The organism is Prolixibacter denitrificans, assembly GCF_003014495.1.
In the GTDB taxonomy this organism is placed as follows: Bacteria; Bacteroidota; Bacteroidia; order Bacteroidales; family Prolixibacteraceae; genus Prolixibacter; species Prolixibacter denitrificans.
This window is the reverse complement of sequence record NZ_PYGC01000002.1, coordinates 664,179-684,276: the sequence shown is the minus strand read 5'-3', so window position 1 is coordinate 684,276 and position 20,098 is coordinate 664,179. Positions and strand designations below refer to the sequence as shown.

General features: G+C 45.6%; 15 protein-coding genes. 11 read left to right on the top strand and 4 right to left on the bottom strand.

Annotation, left to right across the window (positions count from 1 at the left end):
* The first annotated feature begins 159 nt into the window (after positions 1-159).
* Both CLV93_RS06570 and CLV93_RS06565 read left to right on the top strand, forming a co-directional pair.
* A complete protein-coding gene (locus CLV93_RS06570) occupies positions 160-1,653 on the top strand; it encodes a Gfo/Idh/MocA family protein (protein ID WP_106541360.1) in 1,494 nt (497 codons plus the stop codon).
* A 149-nt stretch (positions 1,654-1,802) separates the two neighbouring features.
* A complete protein-coding gene (locus CLV93_RS06565; RefSeq protein WP_106541359.1) occupies positions 1,803-3,296 on the top strand; it encodes a Gfo/Idh/MocA family protein in 1,494 nt (497 codons plus the stop codon).
* A 90-nt stretch (positions 3,297-3,386) separates the two neighbouring features.
* Here the strand turns inward: CLV93_RS06565 and CLV93_RS06560 are convergent, their stop codons facing one another.
* The gene (locus tag CLV93_RS06560) at positions 3,387-4,127 is read right to left on the bottom strand and encodes a hypothetical protein (protein ID WP_146141965.1); all 741 of its coding nucleotides are present in this window, start codon (positions 4,125-4,127) and stop codon (positions 3,387-3,389) included.
* A 153-nt stretch (positions 4,128-4,280) separates the two neighbouring features.
* On the opposite strand from CLV93_RS06560, the gene CLV93_RS06555 reads away from it, so the two are divergent.
* The 3 genes from CLV93_RS06555 (at position 4,281) to CLV93_RS06545 (ending at position 6,931) form a co-directional block, all read left to right on the top strand.
* Entirely contained in the window at positions 4,281-5,909 is a 1,629-nt protein-coding gene (locus CLV93_RS06555) for a sensor histidine kinase (protein ID WP_106541357.1), read from the top strand.
* Positions 5,902-6,591 carry a response regulator transcription factor gene (locus tag CLV93_RS06550; RefSeq protein ID WP_106541356.1) on the top strand — a complete coding sequence of 230 codons (690 nt, stop codon included), beginning with the start codon at positions 5,902-5,904 and terminating at the stop codon, positions 6,589-6,591. The genes CLV93_RS06555 and CLV93_RS06550 overlap by 8 nt, the downstream gene beginning before the upstream one ends.
* A gap of 112 nt (positions 6,592-6,703) precedes the next feature.
* The gene (locus CLV93_RS06545) at positions 6,704-6,931 is read left to right on the top strand and encodes an OST-HTH/LOTUS domain-containing protein (protein WP_106541355.1); all 228 of its coding nucleotides are present in this window, start codon (positions 6,704-6,706) and stop codon (positions 6,929-6,931) included.
* A 54-nt stretch (positions 6,932-6,985) separates the two neighbouring features.
* On the opposite strand, the gene CLV93_RS06540 is transcribed toward CLV93_RS06545, so the two are convergent.
* From CLV93_RS06540 to CLV93_RS06530, 3 genes are all read right to left on the bottom strand, one after another.
* The gene (locus CLV93_RS06540) at positions 6,986-8,320 is read right to left on the bottom strand and encodes a TolC family protein (protein WP_106541354.1); all 1,335 of its coding nucleotides are present in this window, start codon (positions 8,318-8,320) and stop codon (positions 6,986-6,988) included.
* A 25-nt stretch (positions 8,321-8,345) separates the two neighbouring features.
* Complete coding sequence (locus tag CLV93_RS06535; protein WP_106541353.1) at positions 8,346-11,624, bottom strand: efflux RND transporter permease subunit; 3,279 nt, start codon at positions 11,622-11,624, stop codon at positions 8,346-8,348.
* A gap of 110 nt (positions 11,625-11,734) precedes the next feature.
* The gene (locus CLV93_RS06530) at positions 11,735-12,871 is read right to left on the bottom strand and encodes an efflux RND transporter periplasmic adaptor subunit (RefSeq protein WP_106541352.1); all 1,137 of its coding nucleotides are present in this window, start codon (positions 12,869-12,871) and stop codon (positions 11,735-11,737) included.
* A gap of 550 nt (positions 12,872-13,421) precedes the next feature.
* On the opposite strand from CLV93_RS06530, the gene nadB reads away from it, so the two are divergent.
* The 6 genes from nadB to lptC are packed head-to-tail and all read left to right on the top strand — an operon-like array spanning position 13,422 to position 20,093.
* Positions 13,422-15,002: an L-aspartate oxidase gene (nadB, locus tag CLV93_RS06525; protein ID WP_106541351.1), complete on the top strand. Its 1,581-nt coding sequence runs from the start codon at positions 13,422-13,424 to the stop codon at positions 15,000-15,002.
* 1 nt (position 15,003) lies between these two features.
* Positions 15,004-15,855 carry a carboxylating nicotinate-nucleotide diphosphorylase gene (nadC, locus tag CLV93_RS06520; protein ID WP_106541350.1) on the top strand — a complete coding sequence of 284 codons (852 nt, stop codon included), beginning with the start codon at positions 15,004-15,006 and terminating at the stop codon, positions 15,853-15,855.
* 8 nt (positions 15,856-15,863) lie between these two features.
* Positions 15,864-16,598 (top strand): type III pantothenate kinase, encoded by a 735-nt coding sequence (locus CLV93_RS06515; protein WP_246187201.1) that lies wholly within the window; start codon positions 15,864-15,866, stop codon positions 16,596-16,598.
* Positions 16,582-17,865 carry a BamG family beta-barrel-assembly machinery protein gene (bamG, locus tag CLV93_RS06510; RefSeq protein ID WP_146141964.1) on the top strand — a complete coding sequence of 428 codons (1,284 nt, stop codon included), beginning with the start codon at positions 16,582-16,584 and terminating at the stop codon, positions 17,863-17,865. Before CLV93_RS06515 ends, bamG begins: the two co-directional genes overlap by 17 nt.
* A 25-nt stretch (positions 17,866-17,890) precedes the next feature.
* Positions 17,891-19,510, top strand: a complete 1,620-nt coding sequence (locus CLV93_RS06505) for a hypothetical protein (protein WP_170108880.1) — start codon at positions 17,891-17,893, stop codon at positions 19,508-19,510.
* The gene (gene lptC / locus CLV93_RS06500) at positions 19,482-20,093 is read left to right on the top strand and encodes an LPS export ABC transporter periplasmic protein LptC (protein WP_106541346.1); all 612 of its coding nucleotides are present in this window, start codon (positions 19,482-19,484) and stop codon (positions 20,091-20,093) included. Before CLV93_RS06505 ends, lptC begins: the two co-directional genes overlap by 29 nt.
* Positions 20,094-20,098: the final 5 nt, after the last annotated feature.

Below are 20,098 nucleotides of genomic sequence, written 5' to 3'. Positions count from 1 at the left end.
GAAGTCTTTCAAAAATCAGCCTGGCATACCGACAACACCAGTGAATTGTTGCCGAGTCAACTGACCTTGTGAGCTAAAGAATACTTCAATTTTGAAAATCCATGAATTAAAAATTATATTTAGAGACCAATATCCGACTTCATACTAAAACTAATTAAAATGACAAAAGCTAAAAAGAACCAAAGCAACGTTTCCCGACGTGCTTTTCTCGGCACGTCCGCAGCGGCCGCTGCAGGATTTACTATTCTTCCCAGTAACACCATCGCCGGTTTGGGGCACAAAGCGCCCAGCGATAAGCTGAACATTGCCGGAATTGGTGTGGGCGGAATGGGCCGTACCAACCTGAAAAACATGAATACGGAGAATATCGTTGCATTGGCCGATGTTGACTGGAAATACGCCGGTAAAACATTCAACGATTATCCAAACGCGGTCCGTTACAAAGATTTCCGCGAATTGCTCGACAAGCAGAAGGATATTGACGCCGTGATGGTCGCTACTCCTGACCACGTGCATGCCCTGGCTGCTTACGAAGCCATGAAACTAGGTAAACATGTGTACGTTCAGAAGCCGTTAACCCACTCGGTTTACGAATCGCGCCTGCTGACCAATACGGCTAACGAAATGGGCGTAGCCACCCAAATGGGAAACCAGGGTAACTCAGGCGAAGGAATTCGTGAAATTTGTGAATGGATTTGGGCCGGAACTATCGGCGACATCAAGGAAGTACATGCCTGGACCAACCGTCCAATCTGGCCTCAAGGTCTCGAGCGTCCTACTGAAAAAGTCCGCGTACCCAGAACCCTCGATTGGGATCTGTTCCTCGGCCCGGCAGCTTACCGTCCGTACAACCCCATCTACACACCGTGGAACTGGCGTGGCTGGTGGGACTTTGGAACCGGAGCATTAGGCGACATGGCCTGCCACATTCTCGACCCGGTATTCAAAGCACTGAAGCTGAAATACCCGACTGCTGTTGAAGGCAGTTCTACGCAAATCAATACCGAGTCGGCTCCTGAGGCACAAAAAGTGACTTACTGGTTCCCCGAAAGGGATAACTTACCCAAAGTAGCCATGCCGGCTGTTAAAGTTACCTGGTACGACGGCGGTCTGTTACCCGAACGTCCTGAAGAGCTGGAAGACGGCGAAATGATGGGCGACTGGGGTGGCGGTGTCATCTTCGTTGGTTCGAAAGGAAAAATTATGTGCGGTACGTATGCACGTAATCCGCAATTGCTTCCTACCAAGAAGATGGAAACCTTCAAACAACCTGAAAAAACATTGCGTCGTATCCCGAAAGCAATGGAAGGTGGCCACGAGCAAGATTGGATTCGCGCTTGTAAGGAAGACAAGAGCAACCGTCTGGAAGCCTCGTCCAACTTCAACTATTCAGGACCGCTGAACGAGATGGTGGTAATGGGTGTGTTGGCTGTTCGTCTACAGGATCTGAAACGTCGTCTCGAGTGGGATGGTGAAAACATGAAGTTTACCAACATTGGCGATAATGACCAGATTCGCGTGGTAACCTCCGACAAATTCGAAGTAGTTGATGGCGACCCGAAATTTGATACCAAGTACGATACCATGAATGCCAAGAAAGCAGCGGAAGAGTGGATTCGTCACCACTACCGTGAAGGCTGGCAACAGATTTGATTCGTATAAATTTATTTCGAGGATGAGGTTGTTTCTGAAAAGAGGCAACCTCTTTTTTTGTATGAAATACAATTTAAAATTTTTGTAGAAACCGGTAAATAAAAATAAATTTAGAAATCCTAGTTATAACCAATTAATTAACCAGATTTATGAATCGAAAGAATAATGTCTCCCGTCGGAGATTTTTGGGAACATCCGCTGCCGCTGCTGCAGGGATAACCATCCTTCCCTCGAACACCATCGCAGGACTTGGACACAAAGCACCAAGTGACAAACTGAACATTGCTGCTGTAGGAATCGGCGGAATGGGTTTTGCCAACCTGAAGAACATGGAAACCGAGAATATCGTAGCTCTCTGCGATGTCGACTGGGGGTACAGTAAACGGGTTTTTGATTATTTCCCTAACGCCAAGCGTTATAAGGACTGGCGCAAGATGTACGATGAAATGAGCGATCAGTTTGATGCTGTTCTGGTGGCTACCGCCGACCATTCACACGCTGCTGCTGCTGCGCACGCCATCACATTGGGCAAACATGTTTACGTGCAAAAACCGCTAACTCACTCGGTTTACGAGTCTCGTCTGCTAACCAAGCTGGCCGATAAATACAAAGTTGCGACCCAGATGGGTAACCAGGGTTCGTCAGGCGAAGGCGTTCGCCAGGCTTGCGAATGGATGTGGAACGGAGAAATTGGTGATATCACGAAAGTGGAAGCTTTCACCGACCGGCCCATTTGGCCGCAAGGACTGAACCGTCCCAAAGAAGTAATGCCTGTTCCGGATACGCTGGATTGGGATCTTTTTATCGGCCCGGCTGCTTTCCGTGAATACAATTCCATTTACACGCCATGGAACTGGCGCGGATGGTGGGATTTCGGAACCGGCGCACTGGGTGATATGGCCTGCCACGTTTTGCACCCGGTATTTATGGGACTGAAACTCGGATACCCGACAAAAGCACAGGGAAGTTCCACATTGTTGCTGACGGATTGTGCGCCTAATGCGCAAATGGTTAACCTGACCTTCCCCGAAAGGGAAAAACCAAAAGATGTAAAAATGAATCTTCCGGAAGTGGAAGTTACCTGGTACGATGGCGGTCTTCAACCGAAGAAGCCGGAAGGTTGGCCGGAAGGCAAGAACATGAACGATGCCGGCGGTGGCGTGATTTTCCATGGAACCAAGGATAAACTGATTTGTGGTTGTTACGGAAAAGACCCGTGGCTGCTTTCAGGAAGAACGCCGAATGTTCCGAAAACGCTTCGTCGCGTAGAGAACGCTATGCAAGGCGGTCACGAACAGGATTGGATTCGCGCCTGTAAAGAAAGTCCCGAAAACCGGGTTCAACCTTCCTCTCCGTTCAGCGAAGCCGGGCCATTCAACGAAATGGTTGTGATGGGCGTACTCGCCGTTCGTCTGCAGGGTCTGAACAAAGAACTGGATTGGGATGGCGCCAATATGCAATTCACGAACATTGGTGATACTGACTCATTGCGCATCTGCGTTGAAGATAATTTCACCATTAAAGATGGCGACCCGACCTTCAACAGGGTATGGACGGATCCAATGAACGCAAAAGCTTTTGCCAATGAATTGATTAAGCATACTTATCGTGAAGGTTTTACTTTACCTGACATGCCTGCTTAATCTGCATTGATTGATTTATAGGTTATGAAAAGAAAGGGGCGACCTTATTGGTTACCCCTTTTTTCATTTTAGGCAATTTAGCTATTACTGTTACTTCGTTTCTTTCGATTGAAATTCAAACTCCTGCACCTTCTCATCCTTTGGAACTTTGCGGATAATAGTAATCTTCTCCCGTCCGTTACTCAGCTTCTTCCGCTGGTAAGAAATAACATTCTTATCGCCTGAATCGAAAGAATAACGGTCGAAATGAAAACCATGCATCATCACTTTCGGTGGCATAGGCGGGAGTTTGGGCATCGGTGGAACCGGTGGAATGTTAATTTCCCCATTCCAAACGATGACATCGCTGTCATTTTTTCCTTTATGCACAAACACCTTCATCGAATCTCCTTCAACAACTTCGACCCGGTATTGAAGCAAGGAATCTCTCAATGCCTTGTCATGGAATACCCGAATGTGAGACTTCGGCATACTTTTCTGCATGATGATTATTTCCTTTCTCAGCGAATCGATTCGGGGTTTCATCATCGATTTCATCGAATCGGCAAAAAATTTCATCTGCACATTGAATTCCTTTTTCGCCACATCATGCTCCTGCATGAATTTGTCGACCTCCTGTTGGATTTCTTCATCCGTCATTCCGGTGAAAACCGTGTCCAGCTTAGCTGTTTTTCCGTTTTCGTCCACCTTAATCGTTACATGGCGGGTAACTTCTTTCTTCTGCGGTTGAAACGCCTCCTCCGGCATTGGAGCAGACGCACTAAAAGTAAAAGCAGAAAGAATCAAAATCACGGCTGCTCCGGTTGGTAAAAACATCAATTTCCTTTTCATATCTATGGTTATTAGTGAATGGCACTTGTTGATACATCTTTCACAATCAAAATTACGAACAGACTGACGAATAGCCGGTTAATGCCTTGTGAAAAACAGTTAAGGAAAAGTTAAAGCCAAATTTCGGCTGCAGATATTGACTATCTTTACGTTATGAACAAGAAGCGATTTATCGGTTTGGTTGTATTAATGGGAATCTCCCTGCTAGGAATTGTTGCCGTACAGTATTATTGGTTTCACAGTGCGGCCAAGGTCCGCAATGAGCTTTTCGACCGTTCGGTGAATGAAGCTTTAACCAGCGCTTCGAAGCGGTTGCAAACCATGCAGGATTATCCGATAGTCAACCAATACTTTTTCAACGATTCGCTCCAATGGACTCCCGATCCCCCACCTCCACCTCCTCCACTTCCGAAGCATAAAATACATGCGCGGGGAACCACCAGCTATCGAATAAAGATCGAACCGAAGATGAACAAAATTGAGAATGAAATTCAGGTGTTTACGTCGAAACGGGATTCGATTATAACCTTACATAAAACCCATGTAAACGACAGCCTGATACAGTTTATCACGCAAAAAAAAATTGAGAAAAGTATACAGGACAGCAACCTGGCCAGAATTATTGTGAAAGACTCGATGATACTTCGTCCGGAGTTTGAAAAACGAATTGAAGACAAGGCTAAGCAATTAAAAGATCTGGCCAAACAGATGGTGGTTGAAATCAAAGATTGGCATGCAGGCCGCGATCTGGACATGAAACAAATCCATCATGTACTGAAAGAAGAATTCGAACGAAAGGATATTCCCATCGATTTCCATTTCACAGTCTTGGCCAATGACAGCGTGATTGGCGGCGATTTGCCTGAAAATGTCATCCCGGAAAATGCGCAAACCTATCAGACGGGATTATTCCCCTACGATGTATTCAGGCAAAACCTGAAACTAACTGTATTCTTTCCTGACAAGGATTCATTTGTGGGCCGCAACATGTTTTGGCTGCTGGGGCTTTCGCTTCTTTTCACCATCGTCATCTTGCTGACTTTTACCTTGAGCATCCTTTTCATTCTAAGGCAGAAGAAAATTTCTGAAATGAAATCGGACTTCATCAATAACATGACACACGAATTTAAAACACCTATAGCCACCATCGGGGTTGCAGCTGATTCCATCGTGAATGAAAAAGTGATTTCGGACGAAGAGAAGCTGCGTTATTTCGCCGGGATGATCAAGAAAGAAAACCGCCGGATGAACTCGCAAGTCGAGAAAATCCTCCAGATTGCCCGCATGGATCGCAATAACGGCGATTATCACTTCGAAGCAGTCAACGCACACGAACTGATTGAAAAAGCGATCCAGAGTATTTCCCTGCAAATTGAAAAACGCAAGGGACAGATTGACACCTACCTGAAAGCTTCCAATCCGGTGGTGGTGACGGACGCAACGCATTTCACCAATGTGATATACAACCTGCTGGATAATGCCGTTAAATACTCATCCGATAAACCGGAGATCGTTTTACGAACCTCCTCGGTCAGCAAAGGGATTTCCATAACGGTAGAAGATCACGGTATTGGAATGAACCGCGCTGTTCAGGCAAAAATATTCGAGCGCTTTTACCGGCAACCTACCGGGAATATTCACAACACCAAAGGTTTTGGACTGGGGCTCAGCTACGTAAAAGCTGTTGTCGATGCCAACAAGGGAACCATTACAGTTCACAGTGAAGCCGGCAAAGGCAGCCGCTTCGTCATTTTCATTCCTTATACGCTGGAAAATGGATGAGAAGAAACACATATTTTTCGTTGAAGACGATCTGAGTTTCGGAGCCGTTCTGAAATCCTACCTGGAAATCAACAACTACGATGTGACCTGGGTGGATGATGGCAAGTACGCCGTCGAAAAATTTCACAGCGGCGATTATCAATTGTGCATCCTCGATGTAATGCTACCCAACGTGGATGGTTTTTCCATTGGCCGGGAAATTCGCACCCTTTCTCCGACAGTGCCGATGATTTATCTAACCGCCAAGGCACTCAAAGAGGACATCCTCAACGGATACAAAATCGGGGCCGACGATTACATCACCAAACCATTCGATACGGAAGTGCTGCTCTGTAAAATAGAAGCCATCCTGAAAAGGGGAAATGAACGAACCACCGACCCCGATCAGGCACTATCGATTGGCCAGTACGTTTTCGATCCACATCTGCGAACCATCGACCTCAACGGAGATATTCGCCAGTTATCGCCCAAAGAATCGGCGCTGCTCCATCTACTTTGCGAACATAAAAACCAACTTCTTCCAAGAGAAGTGGCATTGAAAAGGATTTGGGGAGAAGATGGTTACTTTACCACCCGCAGCATGGATGTATTTGTCACGAAATTAAGGAAATACCTGAAAGACGATCCGTCCATCGAAATCAAAAATATTCACGGAAGTGGGTTCATTATTACGGACGAATAGGTATTTCTTTTACTGAAAATACATTAACTTTATCACAGCGTTTTATGCTATTCTATCATTATTAATCATTCGTCACGTCACGTGTAATTAGTCGGATTTAATATCATAAAACATGGAAAACGTTGAAAATGAAAAAGCTTTAACGGAAGCCATAACTGCCTGTACCAATGAAGATGGATGGGCAAACTTGGCAGAAATCGGAGGCGTACTGAGAGAGAATGGAGTTAAATACGGCAAATTATCCAAATTCATCTCCCGGTTCCCCGAATTAGTTGAGACCCGTATTGATGAAAGCCGGCAACCGCCTGTGGTTTACGCCCGGCTGATAAATCAGACTTAAAAGAACAAACCCGGCTGTTGTCAGCCGGGTTTGTTCTTTTAAGCCAACAGCCTTTTAGTTAGACTGCGCCCCCTCTGTTTCGCCGTATTCCGAAATAATTCCACCGGTAATTCTCATCAGTGAAACATCCGACTCAATCAGATTGTAAACGGCCTGTAACTGACTCAGTGCTGCATTGGCATATATAAGCTGCACATCACGATAGTTAAACGAATTGATGGCACCGTTCCGAAACTTTTCGCCGGCAATCTGCATATTCAGTTTAGCCGCGTCGAGTGCTTCGTTCGCTACCGTCATCAACTCGTTGCGAACATTGTAATATTCGTACAAATTAAGCAGCTGGTTAACCAAACTGTGTTTCAGCGATTCGACATCAATCTGTCCCAAATCCTGGTTGATTTTGGCAATCTGCAATGCCCGGTGACGCACTCCGCCATTATACAGGTTATAGCTCAGGGTCAGGTTACCATAGTAACTCCACGAATTGGATGTGCTTTCGCCCTGCGCATCGTAATTCCTCCGGTTGTGGTTTCCGTCGATTCCGCTGCTAAGCGACAACCTCGGAAAATACCCTGCTTTGGCAAGTGCCACTTCGCGTTCCAGCAATGACTGGTTCAGGAATTGATTTTTCAGGGTATTGTTATCGCTCAACATCTTTTCTTCCAGATCGCCCAGTTGATAAGCCTTCGTTTCCGGTTCAAATTTGTCTGTCAGCTTCCAGTGTTTCTGTGCTTCCACGCCCATCAGGTAATTCAAATCACGCAAAGCACTGCGATAGGCCACCTCCTGGCTCATGTAATTGGCTTTGTCGACCAGGTAAGCGTTTTGCGCCTGCAACACGTCGAAGGTCACCGAACTGCCGATTTCCTGTTTTGTTTTCTCGTAATTATACCGGTCTTCCGAAAGCTTCATAACGCTTTTCAGTACATCCAACTGTTTCCGGGCCAACAGTACTCTGTAGTAACCCAAAATAATCGACTGAATGGTCCCTTCAACCACCACTGCTGTATTCCCGGCTGACAGTTGTTCTAAATCCCCCAACCGGGCTTTCGAAATATTAACCGTAAATCCGTTAAACAAGACCCAATTTAGCGCAACGCCGCCACTAAGCGTATTCTGCGTATAATCGTCCTGCTCATTATTATTCCGCTGATTGAGGGAATTGGCACTGAAGCTAATCGTTGGGTACCGTCCCGCAGTTCCCCAGCGATTACGCAACGCGGCAATTTGCTGGTCACCTTTAATCAGGCGGATATCGTAGTTCTTTTCCAGGGCAACCTGAATCGCGCTGGTCAGGCTCAACGAATCTTGCGCCTGTGCCGGCAATATCTGCGAAATCAAAAGCAGGAAAAGTAAACCAACTGTGTATTTATGTATGTTCATTTTCATGATGAAACGTCAAACTAATTAATGATTACTCCAATTCGAGGTCACCGACCACTTTATTCACATCCGGTGCTTCATCTTCTCCGTCAATACGTCGCTGACTGTGAATAAGCGCAATTTCCACTTCTTCCCGCTCCGGTTTCACTCCATTCCACAAATGATACCGTGCTACGCGCAGGTCATTCAGGATAAGAATCAAAGCCGGGAAGAAAATCAGAATAAAGAATGTTCCGATAGCTACACCATACGCCAGCGAAATCGCCATAGGAATCAGGAACTGTGCCTGGAAACTCTTTTCCAGAATCAACGGATATAATCCTACGGTAGTCGTAATGGTCGTCAGCAAAATCGGGCGTAACCTCGATTTACCAGCCTCGATGATGGCTTCCTTCACGGGAAGTTTTTGTAACAACAAATCGTTGTACCGCGACAGGAAGACGACAGCATCGTTGATGATTACCCCCGACAGGGCCACCATTCCCCACATCGATAACATGGATACCGGTTTTCCGACGATTCCGTGTCCCCAAACTGCACCGAGCAACGACATCGGAATCATCGCTAATACCAGAAGTGGCTGTTCGAAAGACTTAAAGTGAATCATCAGGATCATGACAATGATGAAGAAAGCAATACCGTAGTAAAGGAAGATAACCTGCATGGCTTCGCGCCCTTCTCGTTGCTGTCCTTGCGCCACCATTCTAACACCCGGGAATTTGGCATGCAATTCCGGCAAAATCTCGTTCTCCACCTGATTGAGGATGTCTGTTACCGATGCGTTCCGGTCTACCACATCTGCTTCCACCCGAATTTCGCGCATGCCATTATACCGCTTGATGGCAACCGGTCCACGCTCCATTTTATAAGTTGCCAGCTCATTCAACGGATATTCGCCCTGTGGCGTCATGATCTTCATGTTCTCCAACTGACCAATTTTCTCGCGGTCTTTCCTGGGGAAACGCACCCAAATACGCAATTCGTCGCGACCTTCCTGCAGACGCTGTGCCTGACCGCCGTAAAATCCCTGGCGAACCTGGTTAGCAATGGTCATTTCGTTGAGTCCTAACAAATAGGCTTTCGGCTTCAGTTTCAACCTGATTTCCTGCTTACCCATGGCATTGTTATCGACAATATCCTTGAGCTGCGGCATGTCGCCCAGCTTTTGGAACATGAAATCGCGGGCCTGTTCCAATTCGTCAATATTCCTTCCCAATAAGGATAAAGAAACCGGTTTCCCGAACATTACCCTTCCGGCGACCGTCATTTTCTCTGCCTCCGGAACTTGTCCGATTTTTTCCCGGACACGGTTGATTATTTCGTATGAACTGATTCCTGTACCCTCCAGGTTTCGCGGGAATACCGAAACCTGTCCGGCATGAGCCCCACTCTCCAGTCCATCGAAGGCCGAGCCCAGATTGACGAAGGTATGATCGATGAAAGTGTGAGCTGTATCAATTTTATTTCCGGTGAGTTTGCTCCACAAGGTCGGTTTGACATCATCAAAAGCGTGGGGATACTCTTTCAGCATGTCATCGTTTACTTCCCAGACGGCTTTTTCAAATTTCTTCAGATAAGCCATCGTCTGTTTTTCGCCCGAACCTGGTGTAAACGCAATGTTTATCTCGAAACTGTCAAACTCCATTGCCGGGAATATCGTGGTCCGGATTTTTCCTGAGCCCAATAATCCGATGGTAATCAGGAACAGTGCAACAGGCACGCCCAACATCAGGTACCGGTAATGCAGAATCCATTTCAGAGCTCGTTGATAAACCCGATCACGAAGCCAGCGAATAGCATTCTCCAGGTACTTTTTCAAGCCTCGACTCTCGTTGGTTATCGCTCGCGGATTAAGGACCCGCGGATTGGAAAGGTGCGCAGGAAGTACGAAGAAAGCTTCCAGCAACGAGAATAAAAGACTCAGAATAACAACGATAGCCATTTCGCGCATTCGCTCCATCTGGTTCCTTAGGAAGAGAAGCGGCATAAAAGCAACGATGGTCGTTGTCACCGATGTAACAACAGCCGGCATTACCTCCATTGTACCATCAACCGCCGATCGCATGGGAGACTTCCCTCGCTCGAAGTGCTGGTAAATATTTTCCCCGATTACAATTCCATCATCCACTAGAATACCAATCACCAGGATCATCCCGAAAAGGGAAATCATGTTCATGGTGATGCCAATCTGGTTGGCAACGATAAACATGGCCAGGAACGATGAAGGAATTCCCCAGGCAACCCAAAGTGACAAGCGGAAGTTAAGGAAAAGTGCCAGTGAAATAATAACCATGATCAGTCCGGTCATTCCGTTATAAAGCAACAGGTCCAAACGACTTCTCAACAAATCGAGGAACGAAAATTCGACTGACATTTCCACTCCATTATTCCGGGCATTGAAACTTTTTGCGTAGTCCTCGCAATACTGGGTAATCTCTTCCAGGTCTTCCGAGTTCAGCTTACTGACCCGAAGTGAAACAACCGGCTTTCCTTTTTTCAGCGACTTCTGCGGAACATCGGCAAACTGTTTTTTCACTGTTGCCACATCGCGGATGCGGATGTAACCTCCATCCGGCGTTCCCCGCAAAATGATGTTTCCAATTTTATCGGGATCGGCACTTCGCGACCGTAAGCGTATCAGAATATCCTCATCTTCTGACCGAATTTGTCCTCCTGATATATCCCGGTTGTTCGCCGAAATCGCCTGCATAATCTGGTCGAAAGTGATACCGTAGCGAACCAGGTTATCCTCGTCAACCTCTACCGAAATTTCAGGGGATGGATAACCGGACAAGGACACCTGACTGACAATTCCGGAATTCAGAAAATCTTCCTCGACCCTTTGTCCGTATTCTTTCAGGGTCATCAAATCGACATCTCCCGAAAGGGACATAAAAAGGGCCATACTGGTCGTTCGTTGTTTATACACAATCGGACGTTCGGCCGCCGTTGGAAAAGATGAAATACCATCGACGGCATTTTTCACCTCCATCAATGTTTCATCGATATCGTATTCACCTGTCGTTTCAATACGAACACTGGTCATGTTCTCCGACGAGGTGGAAGTGGTTTCTTTAATACCAACAATCCCCCGAATGGCTTCCTCAATGCGGGTAGTCACCCCCTCTTCCATCTCCAGCGGTGACGCTCCGGGATAAAACACCGTGACATAGATGTAACGGGACTTTACTTCGGGAAAGAAAGACTTCTTCATGGTCATGATGCTGATACCACCGGCCAGAAGAAGTGATGCTATGATTAGGTTGGCGTAAAACGGAAACTTGACAAATTGTGATACAAGTTTTTTCATGTGCTTACAAATTAATTAGGCTCACATGAAACGCGCCGTCGCAAGCGGTTAGCTGTAGTGAAATAATTGCTTTGGCTCGTTTCAATGAATAACAGGTTCAGCTTTGGTGTTTACCTGATAATCTCTACCTCGGTTTTTTCCTTCGCATTAATTAATGGTTCCACCACGAGTTCAGTTCCCGGTTCCAAACCGTTGAACACAATTGTCTCCTCGTTGTACTTAATCAGGTTGATAGGTTCCTTTTTTAACCGCCCGTCCACTACCGTGAAAACGATATTGGAATTGAAAACGGCGCTTCGCTGAATCTCCATGGCATCGGGAATTTCCTGTCCTTTAAATTCCACATCCAGGTATTCGCCCGAAAGAACATCGCGTGCATTATCCGGATCGACCTTTACAAAGATGCTCCTTGACTGTGTACTAGAAGCGACAAAATCCGCTTTGCGAACTACGTGCCCCTGCCAGTTTTTATTGCGGCTGGTTGAGTGAATAATGGCCGGAGAGCCCACTTTAATCCATTCACTCTGTCGGTTTTCCACCGGCACTTCAACCTCCAGATTGTTTGTACTAATCATTTTTGCCAGTTGCGTGCCCATATTCACAAAAGCGCCCACTTCAAAATTCACTTGCGTAAATGTTCCGTCAAACGGAGCATACAGCGTGTAACGCTTCAGCGCCATCTCATCTTTCTTAATGGAATAGTAATCGCTCAGAATATTCCGACTGGCCAGGAAAACTTTTAACTGCTCATTATTCCCGATAGCCACGGTAGGCAGATTCGGCAAATCGCGGTCCAGGCGAACTGATGAGAAAAATTGCTGGAATTGATCATAAAAATCAGGATAGTCAATTTTAATATCCGGAAGCATATTGGCCAGGCTATTCAGGAATTGAGATTTTCGCGAACGCAGTGCCATCTCGGCCTCATCTTTATAGATATTCAATAGTTTCTGCCCTTTCCGAAAACGGGCTCCTTTCTTCAGGGCTACTTCGCCCGGTTCAATCCGCCCCGAAGCTTCAGCAACCAACATCACTTCCTTTGTTGCCAGTACCCGTCCCGGTGCTTTCACCGAAGCAGTAACCGTGTGGTAGGCAACTGGTTTAGCCTTCACAAATCTTTTCACAACTTCCTCGGCTTTTCTCGGAGGTTCAGGTTTCATTCCCACCAAAACCTGCATCAGGACAAACGAAAAGCCCAAAAGTACAATCAGGCCAACGCTGACAATTATTATTCTTCTCTTCGACATGGTTAATTTGATTATGAGGAATTTAAATCAGTTACAATCGTTAGTTTCTATTCTTACAGAAAAACAAGCAATCCTTCCGGCAGCTACGTATCAGTATAACCTGAGCTGTTTCAGTTACAGGCTATAACAAAAAAATACGCCGAACTCCGGATTGGTATTCGGATTCACAGAAAAACAACTATTCAGAGAAGGAGCTTTTAGCGACTGGTCAAAAAACGGAAAAGCAAGCCGACCACTCCAACTTCTTCATAAACAATCGCAACTGAATCTCTCTCCTTATTGGAGAGTCTGCAGAATGCGAAAGCATACGGGAGACAAATTACTACAATTTAGTCTGGTTATTTCAATTGCAAATGTAGTGTTTTATGCCCCTAAAAAATGTTGTTCATTGCCAAAAAAACAAACACCCCACCCACTTCATGTGTTGATAAAGAGAGAAGGTTCATTTTTTTATTCCCTGCTTGGATACAAAAAAGACGCATTGGTTTAAAACTGTTGCAGAAATGTTATTTTTGTCGGGCGTTGATTTGGATGACCTTAAAGCAATTGCATGAAGACCCTTGAATTTGATTTTGTTATTATTGGCAGCGGACTGGCCGGATTAATTTCTGCTTATCATGCTGCTAACCATGGAACTGTTGCTTTAATTTCCAAATCAGAGCTGGATGTGAGTAATTCATATCACGCTCAGGGAGGAATTGCTGTAGCCATTGACAAAGACGACCGCCCTGAGAACCACTTTCAGGACACGCTGACTGCCGGCAGAGGCCTTTGCGATCACGATGCTGTGGACATTTTAGTCAGAGAGGGCCAACAGTGCATTCAAGAGATCATTTCCTGTGGAATGGAATTCGACCACGATGAAAGCGGCGAATTATTTCTGGGTCTGGAAGGAGGTCACACGCACCGGCGGATTTTGCATGCCGGCGGTGATGCTACCGGAAAAATGATGACCAGCTTCATGCTGAAAAAAGTCCTCGAGAAGAAAAATATTTCCACTTTCGAATACACAGCAGCTGTTCGCATTCTGGTCGACGAAAATCGTTGCCACGGAGTACAGACACTACAGTTCATCAATGGCGAGAATATTCTCTTTAAGGGGAAAGCTACCGTGATGGCTACAGGCGGATTGTCCCGCCTTTACACCCGATCAACCAATCCACATACAGCAACCGGAGACGGAATCGCGTTGGCATGGCGCGCCGGAGTAAAAGTGGCTGATATGGAGTTCATCCAGTTTCATCCATCTGCTCTTTCCCTTCCGGGAGAAGACGCCTTCCTGGTAAGTGAAGCAGTTCGTGGCGAAGGTGCCAGGCTACTCGATGTGAATGGCGAACGGTTTATGGAAGGAATTCACCCATTGGCAGAACTGGCACCACGCGATGTAGTAGCAGCGGCCATCTTCCGGCAGATGAAAAAAACAGATTCCTCCTATGTTTATTTGAGTCTGAAACACCTCGATGCTGAATACATTCGCAACCGGTTCCACTCCATCGATGCGCATCTCACCAAATTGGGAATCGATATGACCCGGGATTTAATTCCGGTAGCACCGGCTGCTCATTATATGGTTGGCGGTATTCGCACCGATTTGTGGGGACAAACCAGTCTGTCCGGTCTATATGCGTGTGGTGAGGTGGCTTCAACGGGTGTGATGGGGGCAAATCGGTTGGCAAGCAACTCTCTTCTCGAATGTCTCGTCTATGGAAAGAGAGCCATCGAAAAAGCACGAAGAAATTTGCAGGAAATCAAAACAACAGAAGATCCGGCCCCCATCTTTCTGAACAAGGAAACAGATCAGGAATTCCTTTCGGTGAAAAATGAGCTGGCTGATTTAATGAATTCGCATGTAGGCATTTTGCGCAACCACGAAGGTCTGAAGTCAGCTCTTGAAGAGGTCAACCAATTGTCGTCGAAGTACGATAGCCCGTCAAATGACTACAATCACCATAAGATTAAGAATCTGACAGACATCTGCCGGTTAATCATTCAATCGGCAATCCTGAGAAAAGAGAGCAGAGGTGGTCACATTCGTGAAGATCATCCGGAAGAAGTTGCAGAACAGGCAAAACACATCATTCAGCAATTAGGAAAAGATATCCAATACGAACCTGTAAGAATAAAAAAGTGAAATGAGTATACTGAATTTTGACGTCATCGATCCCAGCATTGACTATGCGCTAAATGAGGATATCGGTGACGGCGATATTACCACAAATGCAGTGATACCCGGAGAAATGCAGACAACTGCGACCATGACAGCCAAAGCGGATGGTGTGGTTGCCGGGCTTCCTGTTGCTGAAAGGGTATTTCGTAAACTGAATCCGGATATTGAATGGACCACTTACATTGAAGATGGCAGTTTTGTGAAGAAAGGCGATGTACTCGTTCAGGTAAAAGGTTCTTTTCGTGCCCTGTTGACCGGAGAAAGGCTCGCTCTTAACTTCCTGCAACGGATGAGCGGAATTGCTAGCGAAACATCCAGGTATGTAAAAGCCGTGGAAGAATACAAGACCGAAATTCTCGATACCCGGAAAACAGTTCCCGGACTCAGATTACTGGATAAATACGCTGTAAAAATGGGTGGCGGCACCAATCACCGCATTGGTTTATACGACATGGTGATGATTAAAGACAATCATATCAAGGTAGCCGGAGGAATTACCGAGGCAGTTGAAGCCATCAGACCAACCATTTCCGACAACATTAAAATAGAGGTCGAAACCACCAATCTCGAAGAAGTGAAAGAAGCCATTGCCGCCGGTGCCGATATCATCATGCTGGACAACATGGACAACGAAACGATGAAGCGCGCCGTGGAACTGGTCAATGGCCGGGCCAAAGTAGAAGCTTCGGGTAATATGACACTGGAACGGTTGAAAGGAGTTGCCGCTACCGGAGTCGATTTTATTTCCATCGGAGCCCTGACCCACAGTGTGACCGCACTGGATATTAGTATGAATATCGATGTAAATCAAAAATAAAGCTCCTGTTGAATCTGGTAATCGACATAGGAAATAGTCGCACCAAACTGGCCGTGTTTGACCAGGACAAGTTGGTTGAAACTGTTCAACTGGAAGAGTTCGACCGGGAAGTGATTTCTCAACTGAAGACCAAGTACTCGCAGTTGGACAAAGCTATTCTTTCGTCGGTAACCCAACATGATTCAGCGCTACTTCAACTCCTGCAAACGGAGTTCTCTTATTTTTTGGAACTTTCAGCGACAACGCCTGTACCAATCAAGAACAATTACCGGTCAAAAGCAACACTCGGTCTCGACCGTTTGGCTGCAGCCGTAGGTGCGGTTACTTTGTTTCCTGGTAAGGATCTATTGATCATCGACGCAGGAACCGCCATTACCTACGATGTAGTCGACAAGGAGAAAGGCTTCCTTGGTGGAAATATCTCACCGGGCCTGCGAACCCGGTTCCGTTCGTTGCACCATTTCACCGGGCGCCTTCCGTTACTCGCGCCAACAGACCAATGGCCCGACATCGGCACAACAACTGAAGAAGCCATTCACAGCGGGGTTCAAACCGGTATTATTTCGGAAGTGGAAAGCGTGATTAACAAGGTGAAATCCAGCTGGCCGGATTTAAGAATAATTATGACCGGGGGCGATGCTGAATTCTTTGATAAAAAGTTAAAAAGTTCCATCTTTGTAAAATTTGAAATTACCCTGCTGGGGTTGAACCGAATCCTCGAATATAATGTCAAAAACGATTAGAATAGTAGCTACGGTTGTTGTTGTATTTGTAACCTCTGTTGCCGCAATGGCACAACAAAATAATGACACCAGCTCTCCGTATTCAAGGTACGGATTGGGAAAACTGCGTGATTATGGGCAGGGGCGCTCCTCTGCCATGGGCGGGATTGGAATTGGAACACGTTTTTCCGATCAGATTAATACGGCCAACCCGGCTTCGTACACCGCCATTGATAGTATGACCTTCCTAATGGACTTTGGACTTAGTTCGCGCCATACTGAATTCAAATCAGCGACGAGTAAAAACGGTGATAACAATACCAACTTAAGCAACATTGACATCTCATTTCCGATTACGCACTGGTGGGCGACCGTATTGGGTATCATGCCTTATTCCGACAAAGGCTACCAGGTTAATCTCACTTCCGAGGTTGAAGGCAATCAGATTGCGACAGATTTCAACGGCAAAGGAACCCTTACTAAAGTATTCTGGGGAAATGGTTTTAATATTACTCCAAATTTCTCGTTAGGCTTTAACGCATGGTACCTGTTTGGAACCTTAAGCGACAATATTTACCGAAATTACCTTACGGACCCGAATATGTACGATTACTCTGAAGTTAAAAGCCTGATGATTCACGACTATGGTTTCAATCTCGGAGTACAATATCATTTCAAAACCAAGAGCAATAACCAATGGGTAGTGGGAGGTACTTTTGAGCCTTCTCAGAAATACCAGTCAAAATATACGCTTCACCAGGAAAAAGCCCTTTTCCGCGGAACATCCAATCAAATCACCGATACACTTACCCATATCGAGGATCGTTCACAACTAACGAAATTACCCGTAACATATGGAGCCGGAGTTTCTTATGTTATCAAGAATAAAATCACGCTGGGTGCCGATTATTATCACCAGTCGTGGTCGCAGGCCACTGTATTCGGGCAAACACCGTCCTACTTAACCGACAGGAATCGTTATTCAGCCGGTGTTGAATGGAACCCGAACCAGTATTCTATCAGAAGTTACTGGAATCGAGCCTACTATCGCATGGGAATGTTTTACGAGAATTCCTATCTTTACCTCAACGGGACACAGATTAACAGTTATGGCATGACCTTTGGTATAGGTTTACCACTGAGCCGTTCCCGGTCTACCCTGAACCTTTCAGCTGAATTCGGAAGATTAGGAACGACGAGCAATAACTTGTTGAAAGAAGACTATGCGAAACTGACTTTGCATTTCTTGCTTAACGAACGATGGTTTATTAAACGTAAATTCGATTAACAATTACACACATATTGGTATGGATATGAAGACGATTATCAGAACAGCTTTAGTACTCATCCTGACCTACACGTTGGGAATCGCTGGCGCAATGGCACAGCGAACGGTTACTGGTACGGTATATATTGATGGTAAACCCGCTGCGGGTGTTACTGTTACTGCCAACCGTACAAACGATTCATTCTTTACAAGTTTCGACGGCAAATACAAACTGCAGATAAGTGACAAGACCAAATATCTGAAATTCAGTTATCCTGCCGGCGAAGAAAAACTGGACATCGAAGGAAACAATAAAGATGTCATCAACATGTACATCGGTAAAAAGCCGGACAAAACAGAAGAAAATGAAGCCGGAGTTGACCTTCGTACTCAATCGCAGCTGATTAAAGCCAAGGACAAGGATTACATGAGTAGCTACTCATTGTATGACCAGTTCTACCAGATGAAAGACTATAAATCGGCACTTAAGCCATGGGAACATATTTACAAGAAGTATCCTAAATCATCTGTCAATGTCTACATCGTAGGTATCAAGATGTACGAGGATATGCTTTCCAAGGCTTCCGATTCAGAAAAACCGGCTTTGCTTGACAAGTTGCTGTCTATCTACGACAAGCGAATGAAGTACTTCGATGACAAAGGATTCCTGTTGGGACGTAAAGCCACTACATACCTGAAATACAAACTTGAACACGCAGATGAGCTAACAGACGACCAATTGAATGAAATTTACAAAACCGGTTACGATTGGTTGCAACAGTCGTTGGAGCTGCAGGGTAATAAAACAGAAGCAGCGGTGCTGGTTCAGTTGATGCAGGGTACTTCTGTTCTTTTCAAAACCGGTGAATTCCAGTCGGATAAAGTAATGGAGGTGTATGACAAAACGTTGGCTGTAGCCAATGCAAACCTGGCTAAAGACCCCAACGACAAGGCATACCAGATAGCTGCGGATAATATTAATACCATCTTCGAAAACTCAGGTGCTGCCGATTGCGAAACCCTGATCAAGCTGTATACGCCGAAATTCGAGAAAAATCCGAATGATGTTGACATGCTGCGCAAGATGTTGTATTTGCTGAACAGTGAAAACTGTACCGACAGCAAGCTTTACGAAAATGCAGCCGATAAGCTTTATCAATTGGAGCCGTCTGCACAGTCTGCATTCTCAATGGCACGTTTGTACATCAAAACAGAGGACTTTGCCAAAGCCATAAAGTATTACAAAGAGGCTATCTCGCTGGAAAAAGATGCGAAACAAAAAGCACTTGACCTGTACGAACTGGGTACTGTTGAGCTGAGCCAGAAACAATACCAGGCTGCACGGAATGATGCTCGCGAAGCCATCAAGCTGGAACCGAACAACGGTAAGCCTTACCTGTTGATGGGAAGCATTTATGCTGCTTCAGCGAAAACTTTCAGCGATAAGGACTTTGAAAAAGCAATGGTATTTGTATTGGCGGTTGACTACTTTGAAAAAGCAAAAGCAGTAGACCCGTCAGTTGCGGCAGAAGCCAATAAGAATATCAACATTTACAAACAATATTTCCCGAACAAGGAGAATGCTTTCTTCCAGGGATACAATGCCGGAGATACTTACAAAGTAGGAGGCTGGATTAATGAAACAACAAAAGTACGACTCCGTTAATACTACGGCATACAAATTTAAAATACTGATTAAGTCAAGCATTGCTGCCCTTTCATTAGGAGCAGCAATGCTTCTTTTGTCTTGTCAGTCTAAGGTTGAAGCTGACCTCCCGTCAAAACTGATCGAGCAGGAGGAATTACCGACAGTTGATGCCAACAATTTCGAGATGACTTACACTGACTCAGGCGTGGTGCGTTACCGACTGACAACCCCGCGTTTGCTTCAGTACGACAATAAAAAAGAACCTTACACCGAATTTCCTGACGGCTTTCATATTGTTGAGTTCGATAAGAACGAGAAGATTACTTCCGGCATTTCAGCCAACTACGGCAAACATTTCGAAAAAGAGCAGAAATGGGTGGCTATTGGTAATGTGGTGGCAGTGAATGCTGACGGGGATACGTTGAAGACCGAAAAACTAACCTGGCTGCAAAAAGAAAAACGTATTTTCTCCGATAAATATGTTCGCATCATCCGAAGTGACCAGGTGATTACTGGTATCGGTCTCGAGTCGGATGAAAATCTAAAAAACTGGAAAATCCTTCAACCGAAAGGAACACTTTACGTAAACGAAGATCAATAATTGCT